Raw genomic sequence first — 14,721 nt, 5'->3', positions numbered from 1 at the left:
CTTCAATCTCTTAACCGTTTGCGTAATTTGTCGAAGGCCCGGCGGATATGGGACTTGACAGTGCCCAATGGCATCCGCAGATCAGCGGCGATCTCGCGCTGCGTCTTGGCCTGAAAGTAGGACATGTGAACGACACGGGCCTGCTGTTCCGGCAGTTGCGCCAGCGCGGCAAGCAAGGCCTGCTCCGTCGCTTCCTCTTCAGTACTGCTGGTGTCGTCGGCCTCGAAATCTTCAAGGACGGCTTGTACCTCGATCCAACCCTTGTCATTCCGATGGTGATCGATATACAGGTTGCGCGTTACGCGGTAGAGCCAGGTACTGAGGGATGCTCGCGCAGGGTCGAAAAGATTGGCCTTGTGCCACAACTTGAGCAGCGCATCCTGCACCAGTTCCTCGGCGAGGCCGGACGGGACGCTAAGCCCTTCCAGATACCGCTGCAGCCGTGGTGCGTAATGATCGTAGATCGTGATGAAGCTGGCTCGGTCCCGTTCCTGAGCGACCGATCGCACCAGCGCGGCCCAATCGTGCTGTGTGCGAGATGGCGCTGTCGATGGCGTTGAGGGTTCTAGCGATTGAATCACGGGCTCCGATGTCACCGCTGCCGGGGAGAAGCTTGCCTGCCTCTTATCGGATGAGCGGGCAACGGATGAAATATTCCGACGCCCGTCCTGCGCGAAACGAGGTTCGCGCGGGACGGAAACCGGTAGCATACCCGCGAGCGTGGCGGATGTACCCATCACGATGTCACTTGGGCATCAATACTTCGTCGACGGTATATACCATACCGTTCGAATTAAGCAGATCGGCGAGCAATATGCTGGTAGCGACGGCGGGTATGAATGTCTTGGAAAAGCGCGCCATGAAATTCTCCAGGGTTGAGTCGACCGGCCCGGTGCTGCTCGTACCCTTCATACGGCGCAATGCTTCCTCTGGATCACCATCCAATTCAAAAAATTCCCAAAGACGCTTCCCGCTTGCCCGTGTCGGCGTCCGAGGTGTAGAGCAAGGTACCGGCGCGCCGGGCTCGCGGAGTCCGTCAGGCTTTTGCTGGCGGATCCAGGGGTATTACCGTGTTCAACGCTTTTAGCAAGGCAGAAAGCTCGAACGGTTTCTGCAGGACCACCGTGGAGCTGGCGTCCGCAAGAACGCGCTGCAGGGGTTTCGGGATGAAGCCGGTGATGTAGACCACGGGGAGGTGAGCATCCCGGCGGCGGGCAGCTTCAAAGACGTCCAGCCCTGTAATCTCAGGCATGTTTACATCTGTGACCACCAGATCGATCGAGGTGCTGGACTCAAGAATCGTGGTGGCTTCGCGACCGCTTGCGGCACTGATGGTCTGGAATCCCAGTCCATCGAAGATTTCGGCCAAAACAGCAAGCCCCATCGGGTCGTCATCGACCACCAAAACATTTTTACTCATGATTTATCAGAGCGAAGTGGAAAGCGTTAAAACGCGTCGCTTAGCAATTTCCGTGCCGCAGGGCTAACGAGGCGGTTTCCGCGTGTGAAAGCCCTGGACGCGCAGTCGCAAGGGATTTGGCGGTCTCCGGGGGCTTGGGCGTGAAATTTGCTTTTGGATTCGAGGTTGCCTGCCGAGGATGCCTCCCTGGCGGCAACGATAGCGCTGCTGAAGGCCAACGTGGGTCAGGCGCTAGACGGTGCAAGGGGGAGAGCGCGGTGCGGGTGGCGACCTGGAACGTTAATCACGTACTCAAGCGACTGGACCAGCTTATCGATTGGCTGGCCCGGACGGCGCCAGACGTGGTGGCCCTGCAAGAGCTGAAGATTCCCGCTACTCAATTCCCTACCGATGCGTTCGAGCGGGCAGGGTATTACAGTGTGGTCGTCGGTCAACGCAGTTGGAACGGCGTGGCACTACTTGCTCGAGACCTCGAACCCGTCCAGGTACTGACGGCACTGCCCGGGGACGGCAAGGATAAGGAAGCCCGTTACGTCGAGGCGGCCATTAACGGCGTCTTGTTCTGCTGCTTGTATGCACCCAATGGCAACCCCCAACCCGGCCCAAAATTCGCCTATAAGCTTGCCTGGATGGAACGGATGCGCGCTCGCGCCCAGGCGTTGTGGGATACGGGGCAGCCGGTCGTCCTCTTGGGGGACTGGAATGTGGTGCCGACCGACCTGGACATTTACAAGCCCGCTACGTGGCGCGATAACGCGCTGTTGCAGCCCGAGGTCCGCGAGGCTTATGCCCAAATCCTCGCGCAGGGTTGGACCGACGCCCTGGCGCAAGTCCATGGTAAGCACCCGCCTTACACGTTCTGGGATTATCGTCGGAAACGCTGGGAACGCGACGCGGGCTTGCGGATCGATCACATCCTGGTCAGTGCGGCGCTGCACGTCAAGGCCGCCCGTGTCGACCGGGACGAACGGGCCGCTGAAAGCCCAAGCGACCATGCACCGGTCTGGGCGGAATTGATTCCTGCGAAGACAGGGCGCGGCCGTTGATCTCACCCTGGTGTGGGTGTCACCTGGGCCCGCTACGCGCGGCAGCGTTACTGAAACTGACCGATGCCGAACTTGTCGCGAAGGACTGCCAGGATGGATATCGCGCGCTTGGCGGCGCTGCGGGCATTGCGATAGCTGTGAGCTGTCCGTCGTGGCCGAGAAGGAAATATCAACCGGAGGCCAGAAAGCGCATCGAGCGGTTGTGGTCGAGGGGGTGCAATCGAGGATGGGTGAAATTCAAACGGCCGGTTCTCGACTCGATTCCGATGCAGACTTGGCTAATCTGGGAAATAGTAGACGTACCGAGGTTCCGACGTTGGGGGTCGTCAGAATGACCGCATTCCCTCCACATTGTTTGGCGAACCCGTAGACTTGGCTCAGACCTATGCCGTTGCTGTGACCTCCCCGCTTCGTGCTGAAGAAGGGATCAAAGGCCTTCGCTTGAACCTCAGGTAGCATACCCATGCCATTATCGGTCATCGTCAACTCGACATAGTCGCCCGCAGGAAGCCGGCCGCCGCCAGAAAATTCATCCTTGATTGTGCAATTCTTTACCGAGATAAGGAGCCGGCCTCGCCTTGCTTCTGACAATGAATCGCGGGCATTGTTCGAGAGGTTGACCAAAGCGACTTCCAGCTCGTTGCCGTCGACGAAGACCGGCCAAACACCATCGACGATGTCAAGCTCAAGGGAAATCTCTGCGCCTAGCGCTGGCGCCAGGAGGTTGGCTGTCCGTTTGACGACCTCACCCACGTTTGTCTCCTGGGGCGAATGCGCCCCTTTGCGGGCGTATGCAAGCAAGGCTTTCGTCAGATATGCACCGCGGGTAATTCCCTTCAGTCCGTTTTCTAGAAAACGTGATTGCCGCTCTGTATACGCCGCGCCGTGAAAGCTCTTCAGGGTTTGCAAATTACCCTGAATGATCATGAGGACGTTGGCGAAATCGTGAGCGGCCTCCCCGGTCAACTGGCCTAGCGACTCCATGCGTTGCGATTGCACAAGCTGTGCTTCGATCGCTTTCCTCTGTGTGAGATCCCGGCCAACCGCGAAGACACGGCCGTCCTCGATCTTCGTGAAATTCCAATTGAACTCGCGACCGGTGGCTAGGTCGGCACGCATCAGCTCAAGATCCACGTCGGGAATGTAGTGGTACCTGCTCAATTGCGCACAAGCCTGGACGGCGATTTCCTTGCTGGGCGGTGCAAGCAAAGATTGAAAGTGTCTGCCTATCAACACGCTTTGTTCCCAGCCGAGTAGGGTGGTCCACGCGGGATTGCAGCTCAGAACCTCGCCATCGGCATCGCAGATCACCATCAGATCGCGCGTGATCCGCCAAACGAGATCGCGCTCCTGCGTGCGCGCGCGCACCCTATCTTCCAGCATCGAATTAAGCGCGCGCAAGGAGGTCTCAGCGTCTCGTCGTTTACGGGCAGTGTCGGCGACGGTCAGCGCGCGGTCGATCGAGGAAGGAAGACGAAGTCGAAGATGCTTGAGGACATAGTCCGTGGCCCCTTGTTTCAAGGCCGCGATGGCGAGTTCCTCTCCGCTTCCTTGTGACAGGAAGATAAGCGGAATGTCCGGACTGATGTCCTTCACCATGTCGATGACGGCGGCGTTCCCAAAATCGAGCATGTCAAAGTCGGCGACGATGGCGTCGATTTCACCCAGCCTCAGCATCCTTTCGAATACGTCTTCACCAGTTGCATATCGAACGTCGAACTGCGGCCGTGCCCGTCTCAGCTCGTCTTGGATCTTTGCAAGTTCAACAGAGTCGTTCCCAACGACCAAAATTCGCGCGTTCATTTTTCGATGGAGCTCTGCAAGGGACGCTTCAGCCTTGGTCGGCCTTTCTGTTGGGGGGAGGGATTCGTGTGTGCCTTCGGTAGTCCAATTCTTGGCTACTTTGAGAGCTGTCCGTGAGGGTCCTCGCGCCATTGACCGCTGTCGATGATCAAAAGGGCCTCGCCCTTGGAGTATTCCTACGCGCTGCGGGGGGATGTCACGATATAGAGCAGGGAAGCGGGTCAGCGCGGGCCCCGGTCTGAAGCGGGAATGTAATCAGGGCTTGGTTACGACAGAGTCGATCAATTCGATCAAGCGGTTCAAGTCGTAAGGCTTGTCAAGAACGTCGATAAACAAGTCACCGTGATCTCTTGCGATGTGGCCTTGCGCCCCGGTTACCAGGACGATAGGGAGGTCTGCCAATTCGGCGTCCGCTTTGACTGCCTCCGCCAATTCCAGGCCCGTCATGATGGGCATCATGAAATCACTAATGACAAGTGCAGGTCGTCTCTCCCGAATCATCTCGAGTGCGCGCTTTCCATGCTGAGCGACAACCACCTCGTGGCCGGCGTCCCCAAGGATATCCCTGAGCACCTCGGCCAACAAGATTTCATCGTCTGCCACCAAAATCAACGCCATAGCGCCTCAACCTCCGATCATTTTCAATAGCTTCCTGCTCAGGGCGTATGGCGTCGTTAGGCTTTGGATGAAGGGCTCAGCTTCGCCCCAATCTTCAAACCGTCAATACCTAATTGCAGGGCATGAGCAGCTGAGTCGAAGGTGCTATTTCGCATTTTTTGTACAGCGATGCTTCTTAGCAAGTCGTGATCCTGTTCCGACTGCCGGATCATGATCAAGTTGTCAAACATGGCCGATAGCTCCACAGAAGGAAACCGTTCGGTCAAATCCCCAAAGTCTCTCAGCTCCCACGTCATCAAGACGGTGACCCCCAGTCGCCGTAGTTGATTGGTCAAAACCGATGCGAATTCAACCAGGCGGTCCTTATGAACCGCGGCGCGATCAAACGCGCCGAAACCGTCGATGAATACGCGCCGAGTCTTGTTCTGGCGCACCAGATCGAGGAGTTGATGCCCAAGTTTATCGAGCAGATTTTCGCCGAGCTGGTTCCAGCAAATTTCCAGCGCGGGAGAGCCCGACTTGGACAAATCGATGCCCAATGCCCTAGCCTTGGCGAGCAGGGACTCGGGTTCTTCATAAAAGCCGAAATGAAGCGCTGGCTCATCGACGGAGCCGGCGCTGAGGAAATGTAATCCTAGACTGGTCTTGCCACTGCCGCTCGGGCCCGCCAACAGGCTGATCGAACCCTGAGGAAGTCCGCCGTTCAACAGCGCATCAATGCTCGCCACACCGCTGGTGGCTCGGGCCTGCGTTGGCATCGTCGCCGCAGCAGGCCAGGTCATCGCCTCGATGCGCGGATAGACTGTGATGCCGGCATCAGAGATCTCGTACTGATGTAAACCGCTTATCGCTTTGCTGCCCCTTGATTTGCGCACGTGCATCTGCCGAACCGAGCGAACGCCGAAAAGTTCGTCGCTGAGGTCGATCACACCATCAACCATGGTGTATTCGGGGCTATTGTCTTCCAGCCGTGCACTTGTCAGGAAGAGGACCGTACAACCGACAAAAGCGGCTTGTCCCTGTACCTCGGCAACGAAGGTCTTGACATCCAGGTCGGTGGCGGCGCGATCGCGCGCGTTGAGCAGGCCGTCAAAAATGAGCAATGTAGCTCGATGGCGCTTCGTTTCCTGGCGCAGAAGTTGCACAACAGCGTCAAGGCCTTCCTCACGCAACGTGTGGAAAACGCTGACGAAGATGATCTCGCGTCCAAGCTTTTGATCATCGAAGAAGTCCAAGGTGGACATGCTCTGGAACAGTCGCTCATGGCTCTCCGCGAGCAGCGTGACGTAGAGCACTCGGGCGCCCGCGGATGCTCGCGCGAACGCAATCTGGTTCGCCAGTATCGTCTTTCCGGCCCCAGGTCGCCCTTGAACAATATAGGACGCGCCGTCGATGAACCCGCCGTTTAATATCTGGTCAAGCCCAGGGATACCGCTTTGCATGCGCGGGAGATGCTTCAATGGAATTCTCCGATCTCTACTGTGTGCACTGCGTCAACGCAGCGCGCCTATTCTAATCGTTTTCCTGGGTAATCTTCGGTCTGCCATCAGTCTCCCCCGCTGCGAAACCGTGGCTAGCGCAACAGCTTCGGCCGCCAGTTGAACGCGCTTCAGGTCTCTGCGCTGGCTAATTGCCGGGGTGTCGGGGCTGAAGTTCGCGCTGGTACACCCACGTTAGTGGGCGGTTTATCCGCCATTTAGGCCGCGGCTGCCGACGAAAACGACGGACAGCGCCGGCGTACGGGTAATCGAGAGTCGCAATGATGCACTGCCAGCTCATTCAGCGGTTACCCATCGGCCACGGATTACCGGAGCCGGGCTCCTGGGAGGCAATCAGCCTCCCACCGCTGGCTGGCGGTCATAAAAAAAGGTCTCAAAAAAGGAGGGGCGACGACACCAGGCAGGAGAACACGTTCGAAACGTTGTGTCCTCCTGCCTGGTGTCGTCTTAAGGAGCCGCCGCGAAGAAACTTTGGCCTCCTTACGAGAGTGGTACGAAGTTATGACAGGGCCATGCCCCGGTCTGCGCTGGTTTCCGGGTCACTTTCCAGATCGGACGCGGTGCGCGACGCCAACGCCTGCACTGCCGCCAACTCATCTTCTGTCAGTTTGACAGTCGCCAAGCCGTCTCCGCCGTCCACCGCCGATTGCTCGTCCTGGTCGGAAATCACCTCGAAGGTCGATTCCTTATTCCATGGGCCGCTGAGATCGCCATCGCCCTGCGACATGTTGAAATAGACATTGGAGAACTTGGGATCGCCGGGCAGCTTCCCTGGAGGGAAGTTGGGTTCGATTGAATACAGCGCTTTCTCGAAGGATTGCAGATGTGCAATTTCTCGCGTCATCAGAAAGCCGAGCGCCTCCTTCACGCCCGGATCGTCGGTGACGTTGATCAGGCGCTCATAGATGACCTTCGCCCGCGCTTCCGCTGCCACGTTGGACCGAAGATCGGCAGTAGGATCACCAATCGTATCGATGTAGCCGGCATTCCAAAGCTGGCCACCTGAATTCGTCAGCGCGGGCCCGCCGCCGTACAGGATCTGCGTGACGTGCGAATCGTTGCCAGCACCCTGGAGGGAACGGTAGAGCTCCGCTTCCGTCATGGTTGCTTCGGCAAGTTGGCCCTTCGCACCCTTGTTCAACATGGCTACCAGAGAGCCAATCACCTCCAGGTGGCTCAGTTCTTCAGTGGCGATATCAAAGAGCATATCCTTGCGGCCCGGATCGTCTTCGCCAATCGCTTGAGTAAAGTACCGACAGGCTGCAGCCAATTCCCCCTGCGGTCCACCGAATTGCTCAAGCAGGAGATTAGCCAGGCCAGGATTGGACTGGCTTACGCGTACTGTGTATTGCAGACGTTTGTTATGAGCGAACATGGAAGAGTCCCGATTGTGGATGTCCCGCCGAATGCAGGACCCGCGTCCTCTTTGCAATCGGTGTGCCGCGATGCGGAAATGTCCTTTTCGCCGGGGAAAACCTGGAGATTTTGTAGAAAGCGCTAAACGATATGCCCATTCATGAGCGAATCCTGCGCATCGTTAGTCTCCAGGCTTAGCGCTGTGCATAAGACCACCAAGCGCTCAATTGTCCTTCGTAGGAATAACTTGCGGCGTGTCATCGCGAGGGCTGAATACGCCGCCATCGTCATCGGTATCTACGTTAGGATTGCCGTCGAATTCGGTGGCCTTACCGGAGGACTCGGGCGTTTGCGCACGCTCGTGCTCATTGGCCTTGTCGAGGTCTTTTTGAACGCGATCTGCGATGTCCACCTGATCTTCTGAAGATGGTTCGAATGCGGGTGGGTTGCCGGTAGGTGTGGTGGGGTCTGGGTTAGTCATGAGTGACCTCAGGAATAGACAGTAAGGGGTGCGCCGGCTTTGGTTGGCACCGACGCGGAGTAGGGCGCAATGAGCCCGCCCGCATCATGGCAAACCTCATGCCGTGCTTACTGATCCAGAGGAAAGGGTCTGGCGTGCCGCTCTTTAGGCAACAACAGCGTAAACACCGTACGTGATTCATTCGAATCGACCGCAATTGAACCTTGGTGCGCGACAGCGATCGAGCGGCAGATATAAAGGCCAAGTCCCACGCCAGCTGCCATGTCCGGGCTCCCGCTGACCGCATTCAATGTCGTCAAGGGGTCGAATAACGTGGGCAAAGCACGCTCAGGAATTGGCTTGCCGCCGTTTTCGACCCGTACTTCGACTTCGCTCTCACCTCCAACGGCCGACAGCTTGACGACACCATCCCCATATCGAACCGCGTTGGATAGCAAGTTGGTCAAGAGTTGCGCGATCCGGCCGCGGTCCCACACCCCATGGAGATCCCCGATGCATTTGACCTCAATGGCCTTGTCATCAAATACTGAACCGACGTGGTCGGCTGTCTCTTTGCAGATGATCCCCATGTCTTGAGGTGACGCCGCGATAACCGGATCGTCGCCCAGTCGAGTGCGCGCGAAGACTAGGAGATCATCGATCAGCAGCTTCATCGTGGCGGTACTTCGCTGAATGAAATCGAAATGCTTCGCGCATTCTGGACTTGTAATTGCATTCCCATTGCGGCTCAGTAAAGTGGCTGCATGGAGAACCACCCCGAGCGGCGCGCGCAGATCGTGCGCAAGTACGCCGGCAAAAAGTGCGCGCGCGCGTTCTGCCCGTGCGGAATATTCCTTCACCGATTCGGTAAGGGCCTGGTCGATCGCTTCATGAAAGCGCTCCAGATCGTCAATATCATGCGCAGTGAAATCGGGGTGGGCGCGCCACCGTCGAACCACGCTTGCGCGCAGAGCGCGGAACTCCGCGATGATGTCATTGAGCGAAAATCCTTGGGCTAAGCGATCCCCTGCGTGAGCCTGGCAGACCTGATCGAAGCTCTGGTCAGCCTGGCGTTTCATGCCATGGGATTTTTCGACTGCTTGCTTCTTGCTTTGCGACTGACCCATGTTCGCCGCCAGGGCGGCGAGAATGCCGGGCCCGGAATTTCTAAGGTCAGCTTGCGATAATTTGCTTCGACCCTCGTTCAGCGCCAACGCATAAGCGACCCAGTCGTCGACCAGTGCATCGGCGTACGTCCGGATAAAGCGGGATAGAGAGGACATCCACTGACTCCCATGGCGCTCGTAAGATGGCTTCGATCCGACTTCGGAGGTGTATTACAGAAGCAACGAGGGGATGGGCCCGCTAGCCCAGATTCCCTTGGATCCTTCCGTCAGATTGGTGCTGAGGGCCGGATAATGAACCGTATGAACAAATAGGCCGCCAAGGCTGCTGCTGGCGTTAACTACAAATTCCTGCCCTCTAAAGCAGATACGCCACGACCTTGCGCCCGCAGTTCATTAAAGGCAGAGTAGGGATCCGCCTTCCACGCCTATGAGATGCGCCGATAGCGGTTGAGAGAATTGACGGTTCCAAGGAGGCTTTCCGGTTGCGCGGATTCAAATCGTAACGCTCATCGTGAGGAATGTCGATCCATCGTTGGAAGGGCGTCCGGCAGGGATGGCACCGCGCCGCAGTCCTGCCAATGTCGCGATCGCGAAGCGTGAGGACCCTGCTGACAAGCGGACATCGCCATTTCCGTCGCATAGAATGGCAGCTCTTTGGTTGCCATGCGATTCCGGGAGCGATAGCCATGACCGACAACAAGTCCAACACCGAGCGCCGCGCCGCGCTGGCCGCCGCCATGGAGGCCGCGGGCTGCACGGACCCCAAAAGTTGGGTCGATAGCGAATTGAGTGAGGATATTCCCCAATTCGCCCGCTTCCTCTTGCTGCAGGAGGTGCACCGGGCCGCGGATGCGGTCGAGGTGACGGTGAGCGAAGCCTTGTTCGACCGCCCGGACCTCGAAGTGACCTTGAAGACCCTGCGCAGCATCGTGGCCCCCGACGCGCTGAATGAACTCTTGCTCGCCTACGGCAAGGCGCTGGGAAATACCTTCGTCATGGCGCTGGATCACGGTCCGCAGGACGACGATGTTCCCCGCTGGCAGTTGATGGAGACGGACGCCGAGGGCAAACCGACCGGACGCCTCGTGCAAGGCCTGCACGAGGACTATCTGGATTTCGAGGATAGCTACGAGCGTGATGAGGACTTGGAATAGGCGTGTACGCCTGGAGATATGGCAGGCGCTTCCAGCCGAGGCCCTGTCGCCGCGGTGATCGAAAGGTGCTGAAAAGGTGGCCAAGATGCTCGATAAGCCAGATAGCTTCATCCTGCAAAAGAACGGCTGGGTGCCGAACAATCCGCGTTTGCCGGTGCTGCACTATGCCGCCGTATTGCAGCCGGGTGGCATCGACGCGATTGCTTCTGCGTTCGAGGAAATGGTCGCGCGAAATGGCTGGCCGGCCCAATGGCGCGCCGGGATATACGACTACCACCATTACCATTCCACGGCGCATGAAGTGCTTTGTGTCGCCGGGGGCTCGGCGGAATTGATGCTGGGCGGGCCGGATGGCAGACGGATCGGAGTCAGCGCAGGCGATGTGCTCGTCCTGCCCTCGGGCATCGGTCACTGCGCGCTTTCAGCAACGCCGGACTTCCTGGTGGTGGGCGCGTATCCGCCGAATCAGCAGTTCGATATATGCCGCGAAGCGCCGACCCCCGAGATGCTGGAGCGGATGGAAAACTTGCCGTTCCCGGACAGTGACCCGGTATCGGGAAAAGGCGGTCCATTAACCCATTTGTGGGGCAAGTCCTGAATCGGCGCACGCCCAGGTCTAGCAAAGCCAGGCTGCGTAGCGCAGCACCGGGAGAAACTACCGAGCCAAAATCGTCGCCTTGCCCGAAAAGACATAGGCTTGTCCGCGCAGGGTGTGCAAGGGCAGTTCTACATCGAGTTTGCGGAATTTCGCCCGCAGCCGGCTCAGCAGAACCGAGATGGATCCGGGCGAGCGCGGCGATGCACTTTCCTGTGCATAGATGGCGTGGTGCGTTTGTTGGTAGGTAAGACAGCATCCCGGCGCCTGGAATAACGCGAGCAGGAACTGATATTCCGTACGCGTCAGGATCACCGATTTACCTTCGGGCGAAAGCAGGGAGAAACGGCCTTCAAGGAGACGCCAGGTCTGCTGGACAGAAACAGCAGGCTGGCGCGCTTCCTCAGCGTCATTGGTGAGAACGGGTAGGGGAGCCGGCCGTTCGTCGGCTACCGACAGGCGCTGCCGCAGAAGTTGCAGCATGTTCGCCAGCGCATCGGCCCGGTCGCTTATATCTTCGAGAAGCTGATCGATGACGTGGCGGTCGACGGGTTCCAAAGGCTGGTCCCTGACACTCGGCAGGGTGACGACGGCAGGAAAAGCGATCCGCCGTTTCTGTTCAAGCAGGGCGCTCATTCCTTCCTGCTTGGCTTCCGACTCGCCGGCGAGGGCGGCGCTGGCGGCAATGAGACGATCCCGGCCAAACCCGGCGGGTTCGCAGTCAGCCATGAACAGGAACCAGGTATACCTTGCGCGCGGCATCTCGCACATTTGCAGGGTAAGGCGGCGGTTATCTTCTATCAGTATGAACGGAGTCACTTCACTCACCACGCCTGGTCGATTACATATATCAACAAAAATCAACGCATTTGGAGCGAAATATTAATAGAAATGAAAGCTGAGCGGGAGTGTCGTTAATCCGGAGATTACTGCTGAGGTGCTCCTGAGGACAATGGATTCAATCTGTGCGTTCGATCATCCGCTGCCCGCCGGGGTCAGGAACACCAGGTGGGCGCGACGGTCCTGGCCATCGGCGCCGCGCCGTACCAGCTCCTGGCTTTCCAGCCGGTCGATCAGTCCGCCCAGCGCGGCGCGGGCCTGGGTATCTTCGAGGCTGCCTTGATGATGGAGGCTGTCGCTGCTTCAGGCGCCGGCCTGTCGGGGGCCTCTCACTCCCGGGCCTGAAACTCCTCCCGGTCGGACGGTGCGAAATACAGTACGTCGGTCCATGCCAGACCCAGCGGACATTCCGTTTCGCCAGTGCGCGTGTTGTCGAACGCGTCGTCGAAGCGCAGGCCGTGGAAGGCATCGAGGGGCGCTGGCGCGGATGCGGCAGCCGCTTGACGTAGCAACTTCGCGGCCTCGGTGATATCGGCGGGCAATGCGTCGAACGCGGCGCCCACGTGCCGGCAGCGCTCGATCTCGGCGCCGACCAGCGCGCGCAGCGCGTCCGGATCGCTCTCGGACATGACGTCGAGTTCTACCGTTTCGAGCAGCAGGTAGTCGTCACGATTCTCTTCGAGAAACGTGAGGGTTTCGTCAAGGGCTTCACGCAGATATCCGCTGCCAACCGTTGTCGGCTTCGTTGCCGCGACGGCCTCGGGGGCTTCAGCGGCTTCGGCTGGCGCGGTCCCCACCCCCAGCCATTGCAGAACCTGGCGCGCGATCGTCGGCTTGTCGTTTTCCGGCGGCGGCGCGGCAGCGGTCGCCGGCTCCGGCTCCGGCAAGGCAATCAAGGTCTTCACGATGGCGGCGAAGCGGCTCACCCGCTCGAACCCGGCATCGAAAGGCGCGCTGATGGCATGCAGGGGCACAGGCGATCCATCCAGGCCGTCCGAAATCAGCGACGCGCAACGCTGTGGGTCGGCCGACATCAACAACCGGTATATGAAAGGCACGTCATACGGCCATTCAGACAAGCCGCCTATTGTTCCCGGACGATCGGCATACGATGCAGGCCGGTTGTCGAGGCTATACAAGTAAGATCGATTCGCCATGCATGCTCCCGTTACGTTTCAGACGGTCCATTCGTACCGCTAAAAAACATAACACGAGTGGCGGAGGGCGACGACGCCGACGGATCGTGGAGGTAATGCCCGCCCTGGCTAACTTCGGTGTGCCGGTGGATAGGGAATGGCGCTGCTGACGTTCTCGCTTACCGCGAGGCCCTGGCCGATATAGGGGAACGCGCGCTGGGGGCAGTCTGCGCGTTCGCAGACCCGGCAGCCCATGCCTATCGGCGTGCTTGCCGCGGGATCATGCAGGTCCAGTCCCTTGGCATAGACCAGGCGATGCGCGTGCTCCACATCGCAACCCAGCGCAACGGCGTACACCTGCCCCAGTTCCCCGTAGCCGCCCATCTGCCGGGATACGGTGCGGGCGATCCACAGATAGACGCGCCCGTCGGGCATGCGTGCCAGTTGCCGCAAGATCCGTCCGGGATGCGCGAAGGCTTCATAGACGTTCCATAGCGGACAGGTCCCGCCCACTCGGGAAAAATGGAAACGCGCCGCGGATTGGCGCTTGGATACGTTGCCCGCGCGGTCCACCCGGATGAAAAAGAAAGGGACGCCATGCGCTTGCGGCCGTTGCATGGTGCTCAAGCGATGGCAGACGGTCTCGAAACTGACGCCGAAATGCTGGCTCAGCAGATCGATGTCGTAGCGTAACGATTCCGCCGCATCGAGGAAGCGCTGGTAAGGCAGTATCAGCGCCGCCGAGAAATAATTGGCCAGCCCCGTGCGCACGAGCTGCCGCACTGCCTCTCCGGTGAAACGCGGCGCGTCCGCCATGCGCGTGAGGGTCTGCCCCATTTCCAGGAAAGCGAGCTGCGTACCGAGTTGGAAGCTGCGCTGTCCCGGGGTCAAGCTCGTCGGCAGGGTCAAATGCCGCGTAGCGGGGTCATACACCCGTTTGGCGCCATCGTGCAGGTCTTGCAGTTCGATGGTGACGCCGTGCTGCGCCTGCAGGCGTTGTTCCAGCGCGTCGACGATGCGCAGCGGGGGGATGCCATCCAGCCCCCAGGCCTGGAAACACTGCTCGGCATGTGCGTCGAGCTCGGCGAAGTGATTGTGGTGCGTGAAAAAGAAGTCCCGCACTTCCTCATAGGGCTGTACCGTCGCCAGGCTGGAGGTCCGGTTGGCCTCGTCACCGGCGATGGCGGCCAGGGCTTCCAGGCGCTCCAACGCTTCGCGGTGACGGCGGTGCAGCTGAATCATCGCGCGTCCCACCGCGGGCATGTTGGTCGCGATTTCAGCGATCTCGGCGCGGGAGATACGCCCGTCGTCGCGGCCGCCCATGGCCGATGCCGGCAGGTCGGCGGCGACTTCCTGTAGCGCCCAGATCATGCGGGCTTCCTCTTCATCGGAGAAGCTCTGGGCGTCGACGCCCAGCACTTCGCCCAGCCGCAGCAGCACCGGCATGGTCAACGGCCTTTGATTCTTTTCCAGCTGGTTCAGATAGCTGGGTGACAGCCCCAGCAATTCCGCCAGTGCGGCCTGCGTGAGGCGACGCTCCTCGCGTAGCCGGCGCAGGCGAACACCCATGAAAATCTTGCGCACGATCCACATCCTTCTGGTATTCCGTAGATCATATTTGCAAACTTCGCAAAAATGCAATGGCCCCTTCGCTGGAGTTCACCCCT

Annotated in this window: 15 protein-coding genes; 4 read left to right on the top strand and 11 right to left on the bottom strand. The window is 59.2% G+C overall.

The genetic code is table 11. From position 1 onward, the window contains the following. Positions 1-2 precede the first annotated feature (2 nt). Together CEY05_RS08075 and CEY05_RS08070 are read right to left on the bottom strand one after the other, a co-directional pair. Positions 3-737 (bottom strand): sigma-70 family RNA polymerase sigma factor, encoded by a 735-nt coding sequence (locus CEY05_RS08075; protein ID WP_198952721.1) that lies wholly within the window; start codon positions 735-737, stop codon positions 3-5. Positions 738-1,036: 299 nt separating this feature from the next. After that, a complete protein-coding gene (locus CEY05_RS08070) occupies positions 1,037-1,420 on the bottom strand; it encodes a response regulator (RefSeq protein WP_088597983.1) in 384 nt (127 codons plus the stop codon). Positions 1,421-1,677: 257 nt separating this feature from the next. Here CEY05_RS08070 and xth point away from each other — a divergent pair, with 257 nt between their 5' ends. Then, positions 1,678-2,466, top strand: a complete 789-nt coding sequence (gene xth / locus CEY05_RS08065) for an exodeoxyribonuclease III (RefSeq protein WP_088597982.1) — start codon at positions 1,678-1,680, stop codon at positions 2,464-2,466. Between the two features lie 237 nt (positions 2,467-2,703). Here xth and CEY05_RS08060 read toward each other — a convergent pair whose 3' ends face one another. The 6 genes from CEY05_RS08060 to CEY05_RS08035 form a co-directional block, all read right to left on the bottom strand. Further along, complete coding sequence (locus CEY05_RS08060; protein WP_158219283.1) at positions 2,704-4,269, bottom strand: hybrid sensor histidine kinase/response regulator; 1,566 nt, start codon at positions 4,267-4,269, stop codon at positions 2,704-2,706. Positions 4,270-4,524: 255 nt separating this feature from the next. Next, positions 4,525-4,887, bottom strand: coding sequence for a response regulator (locus tag CEY05_RS08055; RefSeq protein ID WP_088597980.1), 363 nt, complete (start codon positions 4,885-4,887; stop codon positions 4,525-4,527). Positions 4,888-4,943: 56 nt separating this feature from the next. Further along, the gene (locus CEY05_RS08050; protein ID WP_088597979.1) at positions 4,944-6,347 is read right to left on the bottom strand and encodes an ATPase domain-containing protein; all 1,404 of its coding nucleotides are present in this window, start codon (positions 6,345-6,347) and stop codon (positions 4,944-4,946) included. A 538-nt stretch (positions 6,348-6,885) separates the two neighbouring features. Beyond that, positions 6,886-7,761 carry a manganese catalase family protein gene (locus CEY05_RS08045; RefSeq protein WP_088597978.1) on the bottom strand — a complete coding sequence of 292 codons (876 nt, stop codon included), beginning with the start codon at positions 7,759-7,761 and terminating at the stop codon, positions 6,886-6,888. A 204-nt stretch (positions 7,762-7,965) separates the two neighbouring features. Next, the gene (locus CEY05_RS30850) at positions 7,966-8,223 is read right to left on the bottom strand and encodes a hypothetical protein (protein WP_143220319.1); all 258 of its coding nucleotides are present in this window, start codon (positions 8,221-8,223) and stop codon (positions 7,966-7,968) included. Positions 8,224-8,330: 107 nt separating this feature from the next. Continuing rightward, positions 8,331-9,485 (bottom strand): sensor histidine kinase, encoded by a 1,155-nt coding sequence (locus tag CEY05_RS08035; protein WP_088597977.1) that lies wholly within the window; start codon positions 9,483-9,485, stop codon positions 8,331-8,333. 530 nt (positions 9,486-10,015) lie between these two features. On the opposite strand from CEY05_RS08035, the gene CEY05_RS08030 reads away from it, so the two are divergent. Further along, on the top strand, positions 10,016-10,483 hold the full coding sequence (locus CEY05_RS08030; protein ID WP_088597976.1) for a hypothetical protein: 468 nt from the start codon (positions 10,016-10,018) through the stop codon (positions 10,481-10,483). Between the two features lie 85 nt (positions 10,484-10,568). Next, the gene (locus tag CEY05_RS08025) at positions 10,569-11,081 is read left to right on the top strand and encodes a cupin domain-containing protein (protein WP_088598552.1); all 513 of its coding nucleotides are present in this window, start codon (positions 10,569-10,571) and stop codon (positions 11,079-11,081) included. 57 nt (positions 11,082-11,138) lie between these two features. On the opposite strand, the gene CEY05_RS08020 is transcribed toward CEY05_RS08025, so the two are convergent. Continuing rightward, positions 11,139-11,897: a helix-turn-helix domain-containing protein gene (locus CEY05_RS08020; RefSeq protein WP_143220317.1), complete on the bottom strand. Its 759-nt coding sequence runs from the start codon at positions 11,895-11,897 to the stop codon at positions 11,139-11,141. A gap of 189 nt (positions 11,898-12,086) precedes the next feature. On the opposite strand from CEY05_RS08020, the gene CEY05_RS31220 reads away from it, so the two are divergent. Continuing rightward, positions 12,087-12,263: a hypothetical protein gene (locus CEY05_RS31220; protein ID WP_158219282.1), complete on the top strand. Its 177-nt coding sequence runs from the start codon at positions 12,087-12,089 to the stop codon at positions 12,261-12,263. Here CEY05_RS31220 and CEY05_RS08010 read toward each other — a convergent pair. Together CEY05_RS08010 and CEY05_RS08005 are read right to left on the bottom strand one after the other, a co-directional pair. Continuing rightward, a complete protein-coding gene (locus CEY05_RS08010) occupies positions 12,248-13,075 on the bottom strand; it encodes a hypothetical protein (RefSeq protein WP_143220316.1) in 828 nt (275 codons plus the stop codon). The genes CEY05_RS31220 and CEY05_RS08010 overlap by 16 nt on opposite strands. 108 nt (positions 13,076-13,183) lie before the next feature. Continuing rightward, positions 13,184-14,638, bottom strand: coding sequence for a short-chain fatty acyl-CoA regulator family protein (locus tag CEY05_RS08005; protein WP_088598551.1), 1,455 nt, complete (start codon positions 14,636-14,638; stop codon positions 13,184-13,186). Between the last annotated feature and the right edge of the window lie 83 nt (positions 14,639-14,721).

The sequence above is a fragment of the Achromobacter sp. HZ34 genome (assembly GCF_002209485.1).
Lineage (GTDB): Bacteria > Pseudomonadota > Gammaproteobacteria > Burkholderiales > Burkholderiaceae_B > Bordetella_C.
Note: the sequence above shows the minus strand (reverse complement) of the source record. Positions and strands in the feature narration are given on the sequence as shown.